Here is a 19,150-nt window from a genome sequence, read left to right as displayed (position 1 = left end):
GCGATAAGCCCTGCGGCATCGCGCAGCTTCTTGATGATTTCCTCTGCTGTGTGTCTCTTGCGTTTCATGTCGTCTGATGATGCGCTTCGCGCACCTCAGACTCTCATAACACATGGCTCAGCTTTTGGGGAGCAGGTCACCCGCACATACGCCGCAGCATCCCCTGGAGAAAACCCCGCCTGCAGCCACTGCCGGGCAGCCACCTCCGTACCTTCGATTGCGGCGGCCATTTCTACGAGATCACGGGTGCTAAGTGTCATGCCAGCATCTTGGCACAAAACACGAACTGTTCAAATAAACAGTTGCGCAAAATCTTGGTTTAGATACCTCAGACACAGCTCTGCCATCAATACTTTTGCTCCTCTACACCCCCGGCCCATCCGCCATCTACAGCGTGGACATTCGGGGATGTAGCGCGGAGCCTTCCGTGAGCCGAAGGCAATTCCGATACCGCGACGGGGCCTGCTTGAAGCCGGAACAGCCTTCGGCTGTCTTCTCCACGGTCCCGTTCCGACCTGCATCAAGCAAGTCGCCGCGTCCCACAAAGGAGAGCAATCGAACTCACACTCTCCTCCCGAGTCCAGCCGCCTTGAGTCCAGGTGCTCCCACGAAGCACCCGCTCGCTCAGCCCCGCGCCGCCGCCTGCTCAATGACCTGCACCAAGCGCGGGCAAAGCACCGAGTGAGAAAACTCGGCCCCGAGTGCCCTGGCCGCGTCATTCACCGGGCGACTGCCGAGGGCCATCGCCTCCCGGATCTGCCGCACGATCTCAGGCATGTCGCCATTGTGCGCCACCCTGCCCTGCACCGGATCATTCAGCCGCCGCGCCAGGTCCGAGCCGTGGCTTTGATCCGGCCCGATGAAAAGAAACGGAATGCCCAGCGTGAGGATGTTGTAGATCTTGCAGGGATGCACGATGCCCACAAACGGCTCACCCATCACCACCAGATGCAGATCTGCCGATGAGAGCGAGCCGGAGAGCTTCTCCATGGGCTGATACGGCAGGCAGGTGATGTTTTTCAGCGCCTTCTCTCTGGCAAAGGCCTGCACCTTCTTAAACTCGCTGCCGCCGCCGACAAAGAGGAAGTGCAGGCGCTCCTCCTCTCTCAGCGCATCCGCCGCCGCCAGGACGCCATCGAGCGGATGGCAGGGGCTGTGATTGCCGGAATACATGACGGCGAACTTGCCGGTGAGACCGTGCTCGGAACGAAAGGACTCGCGAGCGGCCACATCGTACTGCACCGCCTGATCGTGCGACCACGGGGCATCGGTGTGGATGACCTCCGCGCTGACGCCTTTGGCCTTCAAGCGATCCGCCATGAAGCGATCCAGCGCGATGATCCGTGAGGCGCGGCGGAAGCTCCAGTTTTGGATGAAGGTGAGGGTGCGTTCGACGATGCCCCCGGCCTTCAGCCAGCCCGCAGCCACGGCTTCATCGGGGTTCAAATCCATCACCCAGGGCACCACGGCTCCGCCTTTGAGTTTTGCCATCACAGTACCGAGAGTGGAGATGAGCGGCGGCGAGGTGAGGCAGACGGTGACGTCCTGCCGAGGGAGAAACAGCAAAATGCGCAAGGCGTTGGCCCAGAAGATACCGAAATCGACCAAGCGCCGCCACTTGGCCTTCTTGCCCAAGCCCGGCGTCCAGATGCGGCGGACCTCAATGCCACGCCAGGTCTCGCGCACTGGGTAGCGGATGTCCGGATTGTCATAGCCACGCGATGCAGCCACTGCGGTGACCTGGTGTCCCGCTGAAGAGAGCGCCACGGCAAGATCCGTCAAATGCTGCGCGGTCGCGACATGGTCTGGATAGAAGCACTGATTGAGCAGCAGGATGCGCATGCAGCAAATCGAGTTCAGCGGGAGCCGTCAGCCAGCACCAAGGCAGGAGCGCGCGAGGCTCAGAGCGATTTTGCGCCCTGCTGGATCTGATCGTAAATCCACTTGTAGGTGATTTCGAGGCCGTCGCGCAGGCGGGTGCTCGGCTCCCAGTTGAACACCTGCTTGATCAGCGTGTTGTCACTGCTGCGACCATTCACGCCCTTCGGCGCGCCGAGGTTGTAGCGGCGGTTCAGTTTGATGCCCGCGATGTCCTCCGCCATGTCCACGAGCTGATTGATGCTCACCATCTCCGCACTGCCGATGTTGATGGGTTCCACGAAGTCGCTGTTGAGCAGCATTTGCGTACCAAACACACAGTCGGTGATGTACATGAAGCTGCGCGTCTGATCGCCCGTGCCCCAGATCTCGATGTCGTGATTGCCGCTGATTTTGGCCAGGGCCACCTTGCGGCAGATCGCCGCCGGAGCCTTCTCACGACCACCATCCCAGGTACCCAGCGGACCATACACATTGTGGTAGCGCGCCACCCGCGTGGCGATGCCGTAATCCTCACGGAAATGGCGGCACATGCGCTCGGAGAAAAGCTTTTCCCAGCCGTAGCCGTCTTCTGGCAGCGCCGGATAAGCATCTGACTCCTTAAGCGCCGGGATGTCATACACCTTCTGCTTGTCGCCATTGTACACACAAGCCGAAGACGCATAAAAGAAGCGCTCCACGCCCGCATCCTTCGCCGCCATGCAGAGGTGAGTATTGATCAGCACACTGAGCATGCACAGCGCCTTGTTGTTTTCGATGAATCCCATCCCACCCATGTCCGCCGCCAGATTGTAAATGGTGTGCGCCCCTTTGGCTGCCACGTGGCAGTTGGCCAGATCCGAGAGATCGAGCTGCAGATTCTCCACCTCGTCGAACTTTTGATACCACTCACTGAACGGCTTGATGTCGATGGCACGAATGCGCGTGTGCCCTTTGCGAAGAAGATCCGCGACGAGCGCGCCGCCGATAAAGCCGCCAGCGCCGCCGACGGTGATGAGTTGGTCTTGTGACATGAGGTTGGAATTCCTAACTGCTTGGAGACGATGGATTTACCTTAACACGCGTGTTGCTCAAACGAATTTCTGTGCGCCACGACGGATGAATGAATCATTCCGGTTGGGGAAAAAATGAAAGACAAAAACGAAGCGGGCGCGATTTAGAGCAGTTTCTCGAAAAGACGTTCATTTGGACCAGCGAGCTCAGCGGCCCCAACGGCGAGGCGCACTGCCGGGCGGGCGTCCGCCAGCGGTATCAGGCGCAGGCAGCCGTCGCCTCCACCACCTCCAAAAATCGCTGGCGCGCCTGCCTCACGCCAAACTGCTCCTCATACAACCGGCGGGCCTTCACCCTGGCCGCAACCTTCTCGGCGGCAGACATCTGCCCCCAGGTCTGAAGCAGCTGCAGCGTGCCCTCCACGGTATCGTCCGCCATCACCCCTGCCCCATGCTCAGCCACCGCAGGCGCGGTGTTCACCTTGTCAGAAAGCAGCACCGGCGCTTCGCAGGCCAGCGCCTCGGCCACCACGATCCCAAAATTTTCCTGGTGCGAAGGCAGCACCAGTACCTCCGCGGCGGCCAGTTCCCGCCATTTGGCACGTCCCACCACATTGCCCGCAAAGGAAACGTCCCGCCCGATTTTCAAACCAAGCGCCCGGCACTGCTGCTCCAGCTCCGCCTGATAAGCAGGCGAATGAGGCGGCCCGACCAGACGCAGATGGACCGCCCCGCCAGGATCTTCCGCCGCCCGCCACCGGGCAAAGGCCTCCAGCAGCATGTCGCAGCCCTTTTTCGGATGCAGCCTGCCCAGAAACACAAAGATCCGCCTGCCCGCGAGCGCCGCGTGGGCGGCCTCAAACTCAGCCTTCAAGACAGCCAGCGAGTCCGGCGGCTCCTCCACCCCCAGCGGCACGATCACCTGTGCCCCCGATATTTTGCCAAGCTTGGGAGCAGCAAGCCGCCGCTCGTCTTCAGTCGTGAAGCACACACCTGCGGCCCGCTGAAACACCTTGCGGTTAAACGCCCACCACGTCACCAGCTTAAGCCACCTCGACTGCCGCAGCGCCCAAGGGTCCAGCATCCCATGTGGGTAAATCAGCACCGGTACCCCGGCCCGCCGCGCTGCCCTGGACGCCGCCAGCACATGGTACTGCCACAGCCCATGCACCACCAAAACCGCCCCCGGCTTCAGCACATCCCGCAGCCCCGCCTCCCAATTCCGCGTCCAGCCAAACTTCGTCTTCGTCGGCCCCAGCAGCCTCACCGGGCAGGGCCAGTCAGCCCCCCATCCACAGGCCGGATCATCCGCACTCAGCACCACCGACCTCACCGCCCCCTCCGTCCCCGCCAGCAGCCTCACCGCCTCCGACGTCCCCCCATGGGCAGGATCGATGGAATGGATGACGTGGATGATGGACAACGGCATTTTCTTGCCAACAAGAGCAGTTAATTGCAGCCGGGATCAGTTCAAAATCCCCTCATAGACCGCACACACCTGTGGGGCAAAATGCTCGGCCCCATGGCATTCGACAGGCCTTCACGAATTCTCGCACCGCCTGAGCACTTCCATCAGCACTCGATCGACGCTCCAGCGATTCAGGCACGCCATTGGCGCCAGCGTGTTTAAGCAACGATTCACAGGAGCAATCGGGCTGTCACAAGGCTGACAGGTCAGCAGCGGCTCACGCAGCAGGGTGAATCGCTCCCTGTGCCAGGACGGATCCCAACGCGGCGAGGACGGCCCGATCAAAATGACTCCCGGCGTGCCGAGCGCCGAGGCAATGTGCATCGGCCCCGAGTTGTTTCCCACGAACAGCTTCGCCCCCGCAATCACCCGCACCAGATCATCCAGTGAAGTTGTCTTCACCCTCGTCACCGCATCACTCAGCCCTGAGTCCTCACCTTGTGAAATCCAGCGCACCGGGTGCGTCTCCGCCAGCCGGTTTGCCAGCTCAATGTACTGGTGCGGAGGCCAGCGCTGATATTCACGGCTGGCGCCCGCATGGATCACAATAGCGCCCGAGGCATCGCAGCCAAACGCCCTCAAATCTGGCGCCGGCTTTTTCTCAGGCAGGGCAAACTGTGATCTGGCGATCCGCCAGTTATGAGCCGCCACGGATTCATTGCCCTTCCTGGCTTCCCGATGATGAAGTTGATAATTCAATCTCACGTGCGGGGAGTCCGCCCCGACGCAAAGTTTGGCACCACTCATCAACGCCAGCATATGCGACACTGTGCCCTGATCATCCCCCAGCAGGCAGACATCCGGTCTCAAGGCCCTCAGGTCTGCGGCCATCTTCGCCAGCACCCAGGGCTTACGCCAGGCGCCCGTGAACTTTGGCCCCTCATAGACACGAAGTTCCACCTGCGGACAGCACACCTGGTAAAGACGGGCCGCAGTGGTGCTGGTCAGCACCACGATGCGCCATCCGGGGTACGCCGCGACGAGCGACTGAACGATGGGCAGATAGACGACATTGTCGCCCAGTTGATTGACTCTAAAAACGATCAGTGTTTTGGCGGCGTTGGCAGGAGCTTGGGAAACCAGGCTCACCGAATAGGCTGCCACAGCCTCACGAGCGGCGGTCACAAACCTGCTGCTTCCCTCGTCCAAAGTATGGCCCTCGACGCTCTCCCGGGCCGCTGCGCTGAAGCGGGCAAGTCCCTCCGCCGGCAGTTCCGCCAGCCGGGTGATGGCCTGCTCAATGGCCTGTGGAGAGGAATTCGGCAGCACCCATCCATTCACATCGTGCGTCACCAGTTCCAGTGCCGCTCCGGCGTCCATCGTAGTGATCACCGGCAGTCCCGCTGCAAGAGCCTCCGGTACCACCATCGCCCAGCCATCATGCCGGGTAGGCAGACAAAGAGCATGAGCACGGGCATAATAGGCCGGAAGCTCCGGCCATTCGCGAAAGCCCTCCCAAAATACTCGATCGGCCACTGGCTTGAGAATTTCGCGCATCTGCTGCTCCAGCGGCCCGGACCCAAGAATCATTAGACGCAAATTGGAGTGGACCAGGGCGGCTACCAGGAAACCTTCCGCCAGCCCCAACACTCCTTTGCGAGAATTTAGCTGGCCGGAATATAAAACCACACGTTCCTCAGCCCGGGCTGCTCGCGGCTGATTGCGAAACCGGCTCAGGTCCGAGAAGTACGGAAGATTCACATAATCTTTGTCCACGCCCCAATCGTTCATGTAGCCCACGACTCCAGCGCGACCGATCGCCCAGATCGGCGCCACACTTCTCGCGATGGGGTAGAGCAGCAGACGCCGCGAGAGACGACCCAGCCACCCCAGGCGCAGAAAGCCTGGGCGCTCTCCCCAGAACACCCAAGGCCTGGAACTCAGATGCCTCAGGTGCAAAGCCGCCAACGCAAACCAATGCGTGTAATAATTGCAAACGGTCAGATCCGCCCCCAGCACCCAGCGAAACGCCTGCCCGATCATCTCGGAGTGCCCTTCCAGGACTACATGCTCATGCCTCAACTCCACCCTGCCCCACGGATGCAAACTATGCTGCCGACGCAAATAAATCACCCTCAACTGCACCTCGCCACCTGCGGCGATCTCATTGAAAAACTCCACCTGATAGGGGGAGGTCAAGTAGGTCACCACGCAAACGCTGAGGGTTGCAGCCACCGGCTTATCGCGCACAAAATGGGAAAGAGGAAGGCTCATGCGCAGCTGGAAAAATCAAAACCGCCATCTGAAGTCACACGCACGGGCTCACGCCGCAACCCCAGCCACGACCACGCCGCCACCGCCCGTACCGGCGCGCGCAGCGGCAGATAGGTTCGCATCGCCGCAGGCAGAGCGAGCAGTGAGCGAAGGATCACACGCCACTCCCCTCGCAGCACTAGACGCCACAAACGACGCAAGATGCTGCCACATGCCTGTGGGAGCACCGTCAGCGGGTAACGCAGCAGCGGAAAGATTACGGTATTGATCATCATCGCCACCTGGGTGTCCTCCGTCTCACGGAAAGGCGAAGGATGATCGTGAAACACACACAACCCGCCCGGCTGAAGACAACGCCCGCCCAAATTATGCAACTGAATGCTCACATCCACCTCCTCCAAATTGTAAGCCACCGGCAGCGGCAGATAACCCCGCGTGCGCAAGAACCAGTCCCGGTTCATCACATGCCCGCAACCGATGTACATCGCCTGCAGCCACACCCCCTGAGGATCCGGCGGATACTTCAACGGCAGAATGGTGGCAGCAAAGACTGCTGTGTCAGGATATCGCTCAATCATCCGCCACGCCTGCTCAAAAAAATCCCCATCCACCGGAAACGAGTCATCATCGAAATGTGCCACCCACGCGCAACGCGCCTCCCGCATCATCCGGTTGCGCGCCCCGCCCGGTCCAATAAGCGCTTCTGAATGCAGCACCCTGACCTCAGGGAACTCCGTATCCACCAACGCCCGCAAGCCCGCGTCATTCCCATCCAGATGCACCAGCACTTCTGCCGGCTGCGGACCACAAGCCCGCAGCCTTGTCAAAGTCACCCGCAACTGCCCCGCTCTTCGGAAGGCGGGCACTGCTACGGTGATGGGAAGAGTTTCAGCAGGCATCAGTTAGCTATGCAATTTCGGCATCCGCGATCCCCGGCCCCGCAGAACCTGCTGCGGTGCTTGAGCGAGCATCTGGCGGGGCCGACGCACGAGCGATTCCAGATTGGGAATCAGGCAGAAACCCCAGGCCGCACAAGCGAAGACGTTTGCGGTATGATTGAGGATGAAGCTGCTTGGTAGAAGTAGCAGTTCGTAACAGAAAAAGCCGAGAGCCAGGGAGCGAAACATCGAAGGAGGAGCACGCCGAAAGGCAACCCAGCACTGCCAGACCATCACAATTCGAAAACTATACCAAACCAAAAACCCCGGCCAGCCAAGTTCAGCCAGAACTTGTCCCGTCTCGGCATCATAGACCGGGCATCGCTTCCTTGGGGGATCAATTTTCAATGCGCTTCGCATTGCCCCTGATGCTGGATGGGACATGCCGATACCAAAGCCCATAAAATCCACCTCCTTCGCCGCCTCCAAAACAGAGTTGACTGGAAACATCATGCGACCAATCGTGGTATCACCCGATGTAGTGCGTCGAGTCTCGAACGCTTGAAGCGCCTTACTAAAAAAGACATTGATGCCAATCATTATTAAAGCCGCCCCTAATAACAGGTAAGGCAGGGTAGCGCGACCCTTGCTCATTTTGGAGACTGTTGAGGTGGCCCCCACCACGGCTCCGGCGAGCAGCATGCTATAAACCGCGCCACGCGAACCCGCCATCAATCCGTTCGCCACCAGTAGAGGTAAGTTGCCCAATAGCAGAATCCAGCGGCGTTTATCGTTAATACCCGTCAACAGAGCTAATGACAGAATAAAGAAGAACTGCACGAAGACTGCATGCCCGGAGATATAGGAGAAGGTGCCCGTAATGCGGGCAGTGGCGTCCATGCCCGCTCCGAAAGTGGCAACAGCCTGAGTGTCCGCATAATCAGTGGCAGCATACACGTTTAGCCATGAGCCAGGACCTGCCACAAACTGCGCAGCTCCAAGCAGACAGATGGGAATGGCCAAAAGCGAATAACGAAACAACATTTTCGCCATATTTTCCTCGTTGCGAAACAGCAGCGGGAGCATCAATCCCAGCGGAATATACCAGAGATAGATTTTGAGACCGTAGGCCGCCAGAACAATTGAACCAATGTTGGGATTCATGGCTCCAAACATTGCTAAGGTTATGACCACGATGGTGATTAACGTTCCCGGCACCCGCACCCGCCAAGCCCGAATCTCGGGATCAGGAAACATGAAAAACTTAACGTAGGCCCCAAACAAGATGATGTCTTTGAAAAAATAGACCAACTCCGACCCCTGAGGGAAAATCCACTTGCGAATGGCCCCCTCAAACAACGCAACAATCATCGCGGCATAAACAGCCCGACGCCAGTTAAGCATGGCTAAAATGACAATGACAGTGGTGCCAAAAGCACCCAACATTGCCATTTGTGTAAGAGTCAGTTTCATTTCAAAAGAGAATTAATATAATATTTCACCCATTGAGCGACTTCTTAAAAGCAGCATTACCTGCGACCTTTCAGCAGAGAAAACCACAATACTTTTCGCTATTACAACCAAGATTGCTATGTGGCAATAACGTCAAGGAGCAGTTCTCGGTAGCGCCGCCATGAATGCGCCCTGCTCCAGGTTAATGCCGCAAGCTGCATTGTTTGCAACCGGCTCGAATCTTCCGCCAACTGCCTTAAACAATTATGAATGGCTGCTGCGTTTCGGATGGGAACAAGAAAACCTTCCTTCCCATCCTCTATCAGACCATCAATGCCCGAATGAGGCGTAGTGATAACTGTCAAGCCACACGCCATGGCCTCCAGCAAGACCAGCGCCAGGCCTTCGTAAAGAGTCGGAAGAACCAGAACATCATGCCGGCGCATTTCCGCCAGAACCTCCCCGTGGCTGAGACCGGTTCTGTAACGATTGGCTGCGGAGAGCAGGCGATCAAGTCCTACACAGGACTCGACGCTGGTGCGAGAGCCAATCACGGTCAACTTGGCCACATCCTCCAAGCCAGTCATTGCTTCAGCCAGATAGGCGAGTCCCTTTCCTTGGTTCAAGCTGCCCACGTAGAGGACGCGCAGGGCGGAAGGCTGTTGCTTGGCGAGATATCGAAGATTGTCAGAATATGCAAATTCCGGACAGCCGTACGGAACGACGTGCACCGTGGCTTTAAATGGAGGAGCCAGCCTGAGGCTCTCACGCACGAGTTCACTTGGGACAATCACTAAATCCGCCAATTGCAGTTCGCGATCCCGACGCTTCATGGTTTCGCTATTCTCATCCATGTCCGGCAGTGTTTGTGCCCATTCTGGGAGCCGCGTGGCCTCTGCCGTCACGATGTCACGTGTGAAACGCCAGTAGGGCGTCGGCAGTTCATAGATGGCTCGAATGCCGCTTTGCCGAGTTGTCAGAAAGGTGTGTTCTGCTGCATCCATGTAGGCATACACCGCTTGCAGCCCCTGACTCCTTCTAACAACCCGCGCCACCGCGAGGTCAAACCGGCCCAAGACCATCTCCAGCGAGCCTTGCCGCCGGCCAAAACGGCTCTTCCTCAGCCAGGACGAGCCTCTGCAGGCGAGGCGCAACAGTTCATGCATCGGATGTGAATGCAGAAAAGGCTGGACTTCCTCTGGAAAAATCCGACGATCCCACATTCCGTGTTTTAATCCAAGGCGAACAGCCCAGCGACGCAGCCAGCCGGGAATCACGATCGTCGTATGAAACGCCGCCAAATAACCAGCCTCCGCCAGTGCAAGCGCCGCGACACTGCTGTTCGGGTTGCCAGTGAGGTGTGAGATTAGCACCTGCATATGATTGTTTTTCCAATTTCTGCGGCCGACCATCCCCCACCGGCATAAAATCAAAGCCACCGAGCGTGTTCACTTTTAGAAGCGCAACGGCTATTTCTCTTCAGATCTTCCTCATAACGGCAAAGAGGCCTGCATGACCAAGTTGTCACTAAAAAGACGTCCGCGCAGCAAACCCCAGGTTGCTTGCTGCCACGTGACCCATGGCAGCTTTGGAATGCCTCCATGATCTGAAAAGCCAAAACAAATGTCGTGGAACCCCGCTTCTGCAAAAATGCGCTGCAAATCTTTTCGGAGCAGTGCCGTGATGTGAGCAGGATAGCATGAATTCTGAAAAGCCACAAAGTGACCTGTGATCAACAACGAAAGAAAAGAGCGTATGCTTTCTTGATTCGGAGTCGTGAGAACAACTCTTCCACCGGGTCGCAACAATCTGGCAAACTCTCGTGCGACAGCCCTCGGATTTTCCAGATGCTCAATCACTTCCGTAGAAATGATGACATCAAAACTGCGACCAGGCAGAGGCGTAGTCTGATTGAGGTCTGCTTGCACCCATGCCATTTCCTCCGGCAGCCAGGAGGGACGTGGGAGGATATCCGTCCCAGTCAGCCTCCCCTTGCAACCCGCATTCATGAGGCGTCGTAGAAGATCTCCAGTGCCCGCTCCAAACTCCAGCAGCGCAACACCAGGCACCATTCGTCCCACTGCCGCCAAGGCTGCGTCTAAAATGGGTTCGGAACTGATCCCGCGGGAAGCCGCTGCAGCCTCGGTTCTGCGTTGGTAAAGCAAATTCTCAGCTGAGCTTGGCGGTGATGCGGGAACGTCTGGCATGGTGTAACTGCAAGGTACAAATTTTATTATACTAAATACAAAAGGGTAGCGCCAGTTGACCACATAAAGTCAGCCTGGCCACTTCCATCAAACGGTGCTTGTAATGACGTCAATGTAACACTGCGAAATGCGTGCAGGATCATGCAGTGCCAGATGACTCTCGGCATTAAGAGTGTAATCTTCTTCACTCCACAATTCGCTAAGCGCTTGCCCAAGCATGTTTGCAAGGGCACGAACATCTCCATTTGCAAAAATTGTTCCGCAAGGCCCAATTGCCTCGGGCAGCCCACCACCTGCCGAACCTATTACTGCGCAGCCGCAAGCAATGCCTTCAAGCGCAACCACTCCAAAAGGCTCGTTCCAACGCGATGGCACTACCATGACACGGTGTTCATTAAGAAGTCTCACCAGTTTCTCGCCCGATTGAGCTCCCGTAAAGGTGATTTGATCATCCACCTGACAATGGATGGCAAGCTGTTCCAGGGACTGACGTTCAGGACCAGAACCAATGATCGTCAAGCTCGGACGGAGACCTTGATCACGTAAAAAAGCTAGTCCCTGGATGAGCAAGTCCACTCCCTTGTCAGACACCAGTCTTCCAACAAAGACAAAATCTTTCGTCTTGGGCACGTCCTCCATACGGTGAAATCGCTGGCTGTCATACGGGTTGGGAATCACCACTCCCTTCACGCCGAGGAACTGATCGACAGCACAACTGACGGAAATGTTGGCGGCAGCAAAGCGGCAGAGCCATTTTTTGAGCCGGTTCAGCAAAGTGACCGGTTTGCCAAAGTCCTCATACCACCCATGATGCGTCGCCACCCATGCTGGACGACGCCAACCACAACACAGCCATGGCAAAAATCCCCAGAGGCTTACGTTTGCATGTACAAATACGTCGCATTCCTTCACGGTTTTGACGATTTTAAGAAGGCTCGCATCTCGCAAAACCTGGAATGGAAAACTGTCCGGCACTTCATTATTGGCGTCTGTAACTACCGTCACCTTGTGGCCCATTTTGCTCCATTCCGTCGCCAAAACATAAACCACCGTTTCAAGACCCCCAATCATCGGATAGAAGGCCGGCGAATAGACTACGATTTTCACAGCTGGATAACCTGGGGACTTTTCTCCAGCAGAGTCCCATACACCTCTTTGATCTGATCCCGATAGCGCTGAGGAGAAAACCCAGCGGCAAATGTGCTGGCGACAAGACCATCCTTTTCCACCCGTTCCCGATCCTCCGAATACCAGGTGAGACGCTCGGCGATGGAGCGGCTGTCGAGTGCCGGCACCCGCCACGCGGGATCCGGTACAGGCAGTCCGCAATGCGTCGTCACAATCACTGGCAGCCCGCAGGCCATGGCCTCCATGGCAACCAATCCAAAAGAGTCCCCCAGGGAGGGCATCACTAAGACATCCTGTGAATTTAGGAAATCACGCAACTGCGGCCGGCTCATGTAGGGAAGGAGCAGCGGCTGGACGCGGCACCGCCGCACCAGCGGCTCCATCCCAGCATCGACCTTTCCCACCAAACTTAATGATACCACTCCGGTCATTTCAGCGACGGCACCAAGCAAATAGGGCAGTCCCTTAGCCAGGCTGCCACAACCAACGGCAGCAATCTGCAACGGTTGATCCTTGGCGCGGTTCCGTGGCAGCGGTTTCCAGAAGTCAGTGTCCACCCACAGGGGAATGGCCTGACACTTCTCAGCTGGTGCGCCGAGATCCACCCAATGAATCTTCTGCAACTCGGAACAAAACAAGATGACGTCGGCTAATTCCCGTTCCCGCTCCTTGTGCTCCATCATCGCAGCTGAATCACAGGGCGAAGGAGCAGGTAGGCCCATGGAATCGGCAGCCTGCCGTAAAATGACATCCATAAACGGGGCGGGAATCCCATGGCTGTCGAGCACGCAACTCATGCCCCGCTCCTTGGCAGCGCGAAAGTAGTGCAGCGCGCAGGTTTCCGCAGCAACCGCAATGCGCGAATTGCTTTCACGCAGGCGTTGGGCGGCCTTCCGTTCGAAGGCGCAAAGGTAGGGCAAGGGATCGATCCGGCGGCGCTTGAAAACTTTTTGCATCAACTGCCGGGCCAGCAAAGGAAGTGGCAGTTCGTGCACCTTTTCAGGAGGCAAGGCTGCGCTGCCCAAAGGGAAAGCAGAAGGCAGGTAGGCCACACGGGAAAAGATCCGCCCCCATTTCCCCGGAGCATCGAAGATGGAGCACTGCAAACCGGAGAGACGGTCCATCTCTTCTGCCGCAATGGCCATCTGGAAGATTTCGTGCACTCCCATGTAGGCGAGTTCGATTCCTCCGGCGCAACGTCGGTCCATCGTGGAAATCATGTCCATTACTCCGCGAACTGATGCGAGCCCAGCAGTTTGGCATAGGCGTCAGCAGTGGCAGCAAGATCGTGGGGAAGATACCACTGCCATGCGTTGTGACGGATCTTTTCAAAGAAGCTTGCTGGGTCGCCCGCAGGAAGCGCGCGTTGCAGTGCGTAATAGGTTGTGCCATCGACCAATCCGTCGGGCAGGTGTCCCGCGTCGGTTTGAATCAAAGGCGCAACTCCATGCGCTGCGTAAGCAGCAAACACCCCGGATTTCCCCAGAAGTGACGTCCCATGAAACACATAGCCGAAAGCTGATTTTGCCAAAATCGCTGAAGCCTCGCCAGCATCCAGGAATCCAGGTTGCAGCACCGGAAGGCCCACCCCTGACGGCACATCCACCGACCGTCCGATCATTGTCACCTCCGAAGCACCGACCTTGCTGGCAGCATCGCTAAGTGCATTCCAAAAACCAGCATCAGGTGCCTTGCCGCCAAACTGGGAGGTAAACACCACCATGCGAGCCGAACGCTGCGCCGAGAGCTTTGCCCAGCTCGGTTCCCCAAAATTCGAAAGCACTGGTAGGATGACGGTCGAGCGGCTGCTCCGTCCAGACAGGGCGTCTAATGCCTTCGCATTTGTTTCGCAATTGGTCATCGTCACGTCAGACAATGTTTTTAACTGCCGCGCCACATGGAGCTGAAGTGGGCGCATCCAAAAAGCGCTCGTGTTTACAGGCCCTTTTGCCGCCACCTCATGAAACATCGTCATCACCGGCACATAGGGCGCATGCCTGCGAAATGATTTCAAGGTGCGCACCAGCCAAAGCGGCGCTCCTCTCCGGGCGTAGCCGTACCCAGAATACTGAAGCACCAGCCCTGCAACTGACTCGCCCGCCAGCCCAGATAATTTCCCAAGGCCGTCGCGTGCGAGTCGATGAATCTCCGATCCCTCTGGACTGTGATCCCCGAGCCCCTGTTTATCGGCTACCAGAAAACGTGACCGAAATTGCCCCCGGTTTCGCCATTCCGTCGCGATCAGCCTCGCGTAGTCCCCCACTCCACAGGAAGACGGGAAAAACAGCGGCACAATTTGCACCACAAGTGGTGCGCTGGTCAAAGTTTCCACCAACTGAAGGCCATACCTGTTTGCTCCGCAGGACTTATTCCTGCATGACGCTAGCTCTTGAAAGCATGCCATTCGTCCGGGCTTATCTGCTCGCAACGAAACCCGACACTCTGTAGAACCTGCTGCGATGCATCATGGGCAATTCCCAAAGCCGCTTGGCGAGGCCCGTTGACTTCAAAAAAGACGTTTCGCAAAAGGGGATTCGTGAGCAGGCCCCTAGCACCTTCGAGCACCCAAGGATCAGCTCCTTCACAATCGATTTTGACAGCGGTCGGCTTCGTCAATTGGGTGATGACTCCATCGAGGCGCTGCATCCGAACTTCAAATGTTGCCTCAGTCTTTCCGGCGGCGATCCCTGCCCAGCCCGACTGCTCTGCGGGTCCACACTCAAACGCAATGACACCATCCGACTTTCCAAGTGCGTACGCATGCAACTGAATTTTCTCCGCCATCTTGTTTCGTTCGATGTTGTACCGCACCCGCTCCACGTTGGCGGGCAGCGCCTCAAAGGCATCGACGGTGTTTCCGGTCCTCAGCCCGCACCACAGCAGTGAAAAATAGCCTGCGTTCGCGCCGACGTCGATCAAATGCCCTCCTTGCTTGGCGAGTGCCGCGATGCCTCTCGAGACAGGCAGTTCGTAAATCCCGGTGTAGGCCAGCGGACGGTGTCCGGCATCCCCGGGAAGGAGCTTCATCGTCACCCCTGGCACCAGCGCCAAAGGTGCATTCTCATAGAGTTGGTGACGAGTTTCCGCCCTGCGCGAAAACACGCGATAATAAATGGGGAGGCGGAGGAAAAGAGGGAGGCATCGAAAAATTGGAAGCATAGGAAACGGAATGAAATTTCGGACGTAAAGACTCTTTACACAGCTGCCGCGGGCACAAAGATGTGATTTTCAGGACCGCCCGCCGGCCCTCCAAGTGAAGGCAATGTGATCTCTTGATAGCCCAGCGAGGACATGAACTTTAGAACCTCAGAAAGGTGACTGTCTCTGACTTCGACAAGGAGGTGCGGACGCTCGCGCCGAATGGTCTCCAACGCGCCACCCAAAACCTCAATTTCATGTCCCTCGACATCAATTTTGATGAAGCCCAAATTTTCGAACTTAAAGCTGTCCAAAGTGCGCAAATTTACCTCCAGCACTTCCATACCGGTGGCATCAGGACAGTTATGCTCATCCAAACTACCCCAACCCGGCAGAGACATTCCCTGGGAGCTTGGGACATAAAACGACGCCTTTCCATCCCGCGAAGACACCCCCTCATGAATGATTTCCACCTTAGGAAGAGAGGCGCCAATCAAGGTGGCTGCCGCTTTTTTGTTGGGCTCAAACGCCACGACCTTTGAATAAAGCCGCGAAAGCGCGAGGGAATAAAAGCCTTTGTTGGCACCCACATCTACGGCCATCCCACGGCAGGGGCCAATCTCTTTCAGCCACTGGGTCTCAGGCTCCCACCCGGTCAGGGAATAACTTCTGGCCATGATGGGCAGCCGCCACCTTATTGGAAGCCAAGGTTCCAGGCGAGTCATCAAAGAAAGAAACTTTTGGCTGACCATAAATTTTAAACGACTGCTGCTCATGACATGAAAGTAACTCGGTTATGTGGCTGACTCTCGCGCGTCAGACTGAACAATCCGCTCCAAGCATTCTACCAAAGGCAAAATTACGTGCCGCTTGTTTCACGTTATGCTAGCAGAGCGTTTGGCTGGAGGGTCAAACAAAGGAGGAACCACCAGCGGACTCGAGGCCACAAGAATGCCATCCACCGAATACGACTCCTTTAAATTTACGCTGGCAAGAATTTGATAGCCAGAATTCACCAAAAAATCCTCGCACTTCTGATGCAGGTCATCGCTGTGCGTCGAGACGAACAGATAATCAATCCTGCGACTTTTCAGAAGGGCGCTCGCGCCATGCAGCATCTCGAGCTCAAACCCCTGGATGTCGGAGTGTAGCACATGAAGGTGCTCAAGGCCATTTTCTGCCATGAGCGTGTTGACGCAGGTGATTCGGATACCGTCCGGGGCCATCCCATCGGCGCTTCCAATATAAGCTTGGGTAAACTGGCCGTGACACCCGTTGATTTGAAAGTTCTTTTTCCCCATCTCGAGGTTCAACGACTCGGGTTCTACAAGATGCACGCGGGAATCACTTACCTCCTTGGCAAACCATAATGAATAGAAACCCCAGTATGCCCCCAGTTCCATCATCGTTCCGCCGCTGGGAATCGCTTTGACAATCGCGTCAAACACCACTTCCTCCTGCGGCTCATGACATCCTCGGTTGGCTGTGATCAAGCTAGTGCCATCGCGTCCATAATAACTGTCCGCCAAGACTCGAATGCCGTTGTGCATTACCTGGAGGCCATCACCCACGCTCCCCGCATCAGCGACCCGCGAAAGCCTCCCATTATCCGGACATGACTGCACGAGTATGGCGCGCGCCTTCCAAAAGCGGCGCTCTGCACGGGCAGACTTCCACAACACCATTCTTTGCCATAACGCCGGACAAAAGGTCCGGCCCAGCCAGCGAGCCATGCGATGTAACATGTTTTTTTGGTTCAAATGATGGTGCATGTTCCTCGGCGGCAGCTTGCAGACAAAACCTCGTCAAGTGCTGCACGTATGCGTTGCGCCTGAACAGCGACCGTCCAACGAGAAGACATGATTGCGTGATTTCGATTTACCAGTTCCTGAAATTCTGAAATCCTCGGCAGTATGTCACGAACAAGCTGGCGCGCCGGCGCTTCCATGTCAGCCTCGATCACCGGATTGTAGCCCATGATTTCAACTAACTCAGCCGGGCAATGGCCGATCATGAGCGTTTTTGACGCCATGCATTCGAAGTAGCGAAAGGTCGTGGTTTCCACCCCCCGGGCAACATCTGGATGTGTCATGGAACGGGGAAAGCACACGGCGATCTTCGACCTTGCGTATGCCTTAACGACATCCTCATAAGGCCTGAGGGCCGGAATTGAGGGTTGCGGAAAGTCATGGTGAAAGCCAGCCACAGCGAGGGGTTCCCGAACACGCTCGTGAAATGAAGGAAAGGACCGCCCAATCTCCAAAAGATCCACCGGACGCTCGACCAAAGGGATGGAAGCATCAAAACCTACCGGATCCACAGCCTCAGGAAGCCACCGAAACTCGACCTGAGGTACGCGACGCTGCATTTCCCTCATCGGGACCTTGGCGGAGATAAAGGCGACTCGTGGACGGTTAAGCTCAAAGAGCTTCTGCCACTCGTCCCAAGTATCCGGCCACAGATCAAAGCTGTACGTTACCAGCGGGCGGCTTAGTATGTAGGGATAAAAGGCGTTGAGCCAAGGATGATTCAGATGGGCAAATATAGGCTCCTCATTAGCAAGGAAAGGCAAGCGCCGAACGCCCATAAGGCCAGCAATTTTCGCCAGTGCTCGGGCAGGTTTCCAACCTAGAGGGCTTTTCTCGCAGCTAACCCCTTCACGCTCCAAGGCCCGCACGAGCATGAGAATAGTCGGGCGGATGTGGGGTTCATGAGAAGGTAGAAGCACTTGCCTCATTGGCAGGTCAATTCATCGGAGCGCGCACAGTTCCCAAGGGATGCTCTCCGCTCGATTTTGATTTATGCACGAGTAATCAAAGATGGGATCCTTAAAAAAATTTTCACCTGGTTTCAAACGATTCAACTGCCTATGGCTTTTCCTGTACTCCAAAAAGGAGGGGATCCGTTGGATGGTAACGTTCAGGCCTTTCAAATCCAGCAACACCAAATGAAAGCGGCCTCTGATCAGATCGCGCATGGCCCAGTCCATCCAGGCAAGAAATACCAACGGCAGATAACGAGCACTGAAGTATTTGATCCCCAACGCCATGAAGTTGGACAAGGCGTGAACATAACGCTTCTGACCTACCGCTGACTTCGTGTTGGGTAAACTCTGGGTGTTGCTGGCACCAACCGCATGTCCGACTATGGCTTCCGGCAGAGAAAGGCATTTCCACCCCATCTGCCAAAAGCGCATGCCCAGATCGGTGTCTTCTCCGTCTAGAAAGAAGCTCACATCCCAGCCTCCTGCCTGCTCATACGCGGACCTCCTGACCAGACAGGACCCCGCATTCGCAAAACAGCTTTGCGCCGTTCGCGCCAGCTTGTGAAAACATTGCTTTCTGAAAGGATACGGCAAAGCCCTGGTGGACCACCTTGTACGCTGAAACCAAATGCCACAGGTATAGAGTCTGGTGCCATCATAGCTGTATTGCGTCGGCATCACCGCCGCCACCTCGTCATCGCTCATCAAGGCCTCCACACAAAGTCGCAGGCACTCAGGTGCATACCACATGTCCTCATTGGAAAAATGCACCAGATTGTGACTGGCGACCTTAAAACCTTCTGCATAGCCGGAAACAAGACCCGTTTCCGGTGGGTGTTGAATAACTTTGATCCATGGATTTTGTGCGTAAAATGCCGGGGAATCATCCGTGCTTTGACGGTCGACGATTATGAGTTCGACTTCAATATGCTCCTGTGCACGAAGGCTTTCGACAAGACGGGGAAGATACTTTCCCCCGTTGAAGTTGCTTACGATGAAAGAGACTGGAGTCGCGGAAGGCATAGCCAAGA

16 protein-coding genes are annotated in these 19,150 nt (G+C 56.6%); all 16 read right to left on the bottom strand.

Annotated elements, in window-relative coordinates:
- Positions 1–624 precede the first annotated feature (624 nt).
- The 16 genes from ACILSO_RS21400 to ACILSO_RS21325 all read right to left on the bottom strand — a co-directional run bounded on the left by ACILSO_RS21400 (position 625) and on the right by ACILSO_RS21325 (position 19,142).
- Positions 625–1,842, bottom strand: coding sequence for a glycosyltransferase family 4 protein (locus ACILSO_RS21400; RefSeq protein WP_395739494.1), 1,218 nt, complete (start codon positions 1,840–1,842; stop codon positions 625–627).
- A gap of 59 nt (positions 1,843–1,901) precedes the next feature.
- Positions 1,902–2,891 carry an NAD-dependent epimerase/dehydratase family protein gene (locus ACILSO_RS21395; protein WP_395739493.1) on the bottom strand — a complete coding sequence of 330 codons (990 nt, stop codon included), beginning with the start codon at positions 2,889–2,891 and terminating at the stop codon, positions 1,902–1,904.
- Between the two features lie 238 nt (positions 2,892–3,129).
- Complete coding sequence (locus ACILSO_RS21390) at positions 3,130–4,299, bottom strand: glycosyltransferase (protein ID WP_395739492.1); 1,170 nt, start codon at positions 4,297–4,299, stop codon at positions 3,130–3,132.
- Positions 4,300–4,410: 111 nt separating this feature from the next.
- Positions 4,411–6,459, bottom strand: coding sequence for a glycosyltransferase (locus ACILSO_RS21385; protein WP_395739491.1), 2,049 nt, complete (start codon positions 6,457–6,459; stop codon positions 4,411–4,413).
- Between the two features lie 89 nt (positions 6,460–6,548).
- Positions 6,549–7,451 (bottom strand): glycosyltransferase family 2 protein, encoded by a 903-nt coding sequence (locus ACILSO_RS21380; RefSeq protein ID WP_395739490.1) that lies wholly within the window; start codon positions 7,449–7,451, stop codon positions 6,549–6,551.
- Between the two features lie 3 nt (positions 7,452–7,454).
- On the bottom strand, positions 7,455–8,903 hold the full coding sequence (locus ACILSO_RS21375; protein WP_395739489.1) for a hypothetical protein: 1,449 nt from the start codon (positions 8,901–8,903) through the stop codon (positions 7,455–7,457).
- Between the two features lie 116 nt (positions 8,904–9,019).
- The gene (locus ACILSO_RS21370; protein WP_395739488.1) at positions 9,020–10,261 is read right to left on the bottom strand and encodes a glycosyltransferase family 4 protein; all 1,242 of its coding nucleotides are present in this window, start codon (positions 10,259–10,261) and stop codon (positions 9,020–9,022) included.
- 111 nt (positions 10,262–10,372) lie between these two features.
- Positions 10,373–11,089 carry a methyltransferase domain-containing protein gene (locus ACILSO_RS21365; protein ID WP_395739487.1) on the bottom strand — a complete coding sequence of 239 codons (717 nt, stop codon included), beginning with the start codon at positions 11,087–11,089 and terminating at the stop codon, positions 10,373–10,375.
- Positions 11,090–11,176: 87 nt separating this feature from the next.
- A complete protein-coding gene (locus ACILSO_RS21360) occupies positions 11,177–12,196 on the bottom strand; it encodes a glycosyltransferase family 4 protein (protein ID WP_395739486.1) in 1,020 nt (339 codons plus the stop codon).
- A complete protein-coding gene (locus tag ACILSO_RS21355; protein ID WP_395739485.1) occupies positions 12,193–13,437 on the bottom strand; it encodes a glycosyltransferase family 4 protein in 1,245 nt (414 codons plus the stop codon). Before ACILSO_RS21355 ends, ACILSO_RS21360 begins: the two co-directional genes overlap by 4 nt.
- A gap of 5 nt (positions 13,438–13,442) precedes the next feature.
- Complete coding sequence (locus ACILSO_RS21350) at positions 13,443–14,549, bottom strand: hypothetical protein (RefSeq protein WP_395739484.1); 1,107 nt, start codon at positions 14,547–14,549, stop codon at positions 13,443–13,445.
- A gap of 50 nt (positions 14,550–14,599) precedes the next feature.
- A complete protein-coding gene (locus ACILSO_RS21345) occupies positions 14,600–15,244 on the bottom strand; it encodes an FkbM family methyltransferase (RefSeq protein ID WP_395739483.1) in 645 nt (214 codons plus the stop codon).
- A gap of 167 nt (positions 15,245–15,411) precedes the next feature.
- Complete coding sequence (locus ACILSO_RS21340) at positions 15,412–16,131, bottom strand: FkbM family methyltransferase (RefSeq protein WP_395739482.1); 720 nt, start codon at positions 16,129–16,131, stop codon at positions 15,412–15,414.
- A 99-nt stretch (positions 16,132–16,230) separates the two neighbouring features.
- Positions 16,231–17,088, bottom strand: coding sequence for an FkbM family methyltransferase (locus tag ACILSO_RS21335; RefSeq protein ID WP_395739481.1), 858 nt, complete (start codon positions 17,086–17,088; stop codon positions 16,231–16,233).
- 23 nt (positions 17,089–17,111) lie between these two features.
- Entirely contained in the window at positions 17,112–18,038 is a 927-nt protein-coding gene (locus ACILSO_RS21330) for a hypothetical protein (protein WP_395739480.1), read from the bottom strand.
- A gap of 66 nt (positions 18,039–18,104) precedes the next feature.
- The gene (locus ACILSO_RS21325; protein ID WP_395739479.1) at positions 18,105–19,142 is read right to left on the bottom strand and encodes a glycosyltransferase family 2 protein; all 1,038 of its coding nucleotides are present in this window, start codon (positions 19,140–19,142) and stop codon (positions 18,105–18,107) included.
- Between the last annotated feature and the right edge of the window lie 8 nt (positions 19,143–19,150).

The sequence above is a fragment of the Prosthecobacter sp. genome (assembly GCF_044226605.1).
Classification (GTDB): domain Bacteria; phylum Verrucomicrobiota; class Verrucomicrobiia; order Verrucomicrobiales; family Verrucomicrobiaceae; genus Prosthecobacter.
This window is presented reverse-complemented; position numbering and strand designations above follow the sequence as displayed.

Excerpts from the sequence above, each read along its gene's own strand:
- ACILSO_RS21400 (WP_395739494.1), bottom strand. The coding sequence starts at position 1,842 with ATGCGCATCCTGCTGCTCAATCAGTGCTTCTATCCAGACCATGTCGCG.
- ACILSO_RS21395 (WP_395739493.1), bottom strand. The coding sequence starts at position 2,891 with ATGTCACAAGACCAACTCATCACCGTCGGCGGCGCTGGCGGCTTTATC.
- ACILSO_RS21390 (WP_395739492.1), bottom strand. The coding sequence starts at position 4,299 with ATGCCGTTGTCCATCATCCACGTCATCCATTCCATCGATCCTGCCCAT.
- ACILSO_RS21380 (WP_395739490.1), bottom strand. The coding sequence starts at position 7,451 with ATGCCTGCTGAAACTCTTCCCATCACCGTAGCAGTGCCCGCCTTCCGA.
- ACILSO_RS21375 (WP_395739489.1), bottom strand. The coding sequence starts at position 8,903 with ATGAAACTGACTCTTACACAAATGGCAATGTTGGGTGCTTTTGGCACC.
- ACILSO_RS21370 (WP_395739488.1), bottom strand. The coding sequence starts at position 10,261 with ATGCAGGTGCTAATCTCACACCTCACTGGCAACCCGAACAGCAGTGTC.
- ACILSO_RS21365 (WP_395739487.1), bottom strand. The coding sequence starts at position 11,089 with ATGCCAGACGTTCCCGCATCACCGCCAAGCTCAGCTGAGAATTTGCTT.
- ACILSO_RS21355 (WP_395739485.1), bottom strand. The coding sequence starts at position 13,437 with ATGATTTCCACGATGGACCGACGTTGCGCCGGAGGAATCGAACTCGCC.
- ACILSO_RS21345 (WP_395739483.1), bottom strand. The coding sequence starts at position 15,244 with ATGAAGCTCCTTCCCGGGGATGCCGGACACCGTCCGCTGGCCTACACC.
- ACILSO_RS21340 (WP_395739482.1), bottom strand. The coding sequence starts at position 16,131 with ATGAGCAGCAGTCGTTTAAAATTTATGGTCAGCCAAAAGTTTCTTTCT.
- ACILSO_RS21335 (WP_395739481.1), bottom strand. The coding sequence starts at position 17,088 with ATGGCTCGCTGGCTGGGCCGGACCTTTTGTCCGGCGTTATGGCAAAGA.
- ACILSO_RS21330 (WP_395739480.1), bottom strand. The coding sequence starts at position 18,038 with ATGCTCGTGCGGGCCTTGGAGCGTGAAGGGGTTAGCTGCGAGAAAAGC.
- ACILSO_RS21325 (WP_395739479.1), bottom strand. The coding sequence starts at position 19,142 with ATGCCTTCCGCGACTCCAGTCTCTTTCATCGTAAGCAACTTCAACGGG.